Genomic DNA, 1,677 nt, shown 5'->3' with positions numbered 1-1,677 from the left:
GCGCACTGCAACGCTCGAGGCGTCGGCGGACGCGACGTGTGCCCGCATGTCCTCGATCGTCGACTCGTCCTGTGCGGCTCGCCAGAGCAGGCTGCCAGCGCCGCGTTCCGGCGAGAGGCCGAGCAGTTCACACCACGATCTGGGATCGAGAGACGCGGCCGTGACGGTCGGTTCGTCGACGATGCTGGCCGGCACTGCCTCGCCGTCGACCGGTTCCGCCAGCGTGTCGAACGCGCCCATCGGATCGACGAGAACGGGCGCGACGCCGCGTGATCGAGCCAGGTTTTCCGCGATGACGCCCATCGTGTAGGACTTCCCGTAGCCGCGCTTGCCGACGAGCAACATCGCGTGTGGCCCGTCGAGATCGAGGTGGAGCGGTGCGCCGTCGCTGCCGTCGAGCGCCCTGTAGGAACCGATCCGACCGACGGGGCCATCCTCGCGATCGCCGCCACGACCAAGTACGAAACTCACGGGAGGAACTGCCGCGGTATCGTATTTGAATTCTCGAGCCACCGTTTAAGTGCGAAGCCGCGGCCAAGCGAGGCGTGACTTCGAAACGGACCGACTCGGATTCGACGGATGGGACGAACCGGTCGCGGTCGTCGTTCGCTCGAGACGATCGCGCGATCGAGGGGCTCCTGATTCGGCTGGTGATCGCGCTGGTCGTCGGCGTCGCGGCGCTGGCGATCATGCTGAACATGCTCGGCGGAATCGGCAGCGTGGGCGATACGGAGGTCACCGTGAAAATCGCCGACGACGATCAGGTGATCGATGCGGATGCGACCGGTAACGATGCGAAAGTGGACGTCTACGCGATGGACGAAAACGGGAACAACGTCTCGGACGCGACCATCGTCGCGACCGCCGACTCCGCACAGCTCGACGGTGTGCTCGACAAACCGACCGGCGACGACAACCACGCAGTGCTCGATTTCGACGGCTCACAGAGCCTTCGAGCGGACCAGGACATGGGAACGATCCAGCTCGAGGTGATCCCGCCGTCCGACAGTAACTACATCGACGAACAGCCGAACCCGAGCATCCGGGTCGTCTCCCGATAGCGATGATCGAGACGAAGGATGACCGAGACGACCGATGATCGAAACGACGACCGAGCTCATCATCGGTATCGCGTTCGGGCTGGTCATCGGGATCGGCCCCGCGATCGCCGTCGGATCCCTCGCTGCCGTCCGCAGCGCCCGCGACTCGAGGCTGCCGTCGTCCGCGAGCGTCGTGCTCGGCGTGACGCTCGCCGCCCTCAACGGCTACTTCGTCGGCGTGCTCGAGTCCGGTCCCGTTCGAACGCAGCTCCCCCGCCTCGCGACCGGGACGCTCGTCGTTGCCATCCTGGCGGTGTACGCGGCCAGTCAGGGCGAGCGCGTCGCGTCGGAACTCCCGTTCGGAGCCGGACGGCCGACACAGCGGACCCGATCGCTCTCCGCCGAGGCCATCGACTCGGTCGATGCGGTGGGACAGGTAACGATCCGAACGACCGGGCGAGTTCGTGATATCGACGGCTATCAGTCGCTGTCGCCCGACGTTCGGCGGGCACTCGAGGCGGACGCGTGGCGATTCCCCGCCGACCTTCCGTTGGCCGCGCTCGAGACGCGGCTCGAGGCCCGACTCCGAACCGAGTACGAACTGGCTGCCGTCGCCGTGTCGATCGACGGGCGCGGC

General features: G+C 66.7%; 3 protein-coding genes. 2 read left to right on the top strand and 1 reads right to left on the bottom strand.

The genetic code is table 11. The features are described from left to right. Positions 1-471 (bottom strand): helicase HerA domain-containing protein (locus PGX04_RS28260; RefSeq protein ID WP_273741528.1); only part of this gene is annotated, 471 nt, incomplete at its 3' end. 74 nt (positions 472-545) lie between these two features. Between PGX04_RS28260 and PGX04_RS28255 the strand changes: the two genes are divergently transcribed. Further along, a complete protein-coding gene (locus PGX04_RS28255; protein ID WP_273741527.1) occupies positions 546-1,061 on the top strand; it encodes a DUF7382 domain-containing protein in 516 nt (171 codons plus the stop codon). Positions 1,062-1,095: 34 nt separating this feature from the next. Then, positions 1,096-1,677: DUF8167 domain-containing protein (locus PGX04_RS28250; RefSeq protein ID WP_465263852.1), on the top strand; the 582-nt coding region annotated here is incomplete at its 3' end.

Source organism: Natrinema soli (assembly GCF_028618695.1).
The sequence above is the reverse complement of the archived record's forward strand: the minus strand, read 5'-3'. Positions and strand labels throughout refer to the sequence as shown.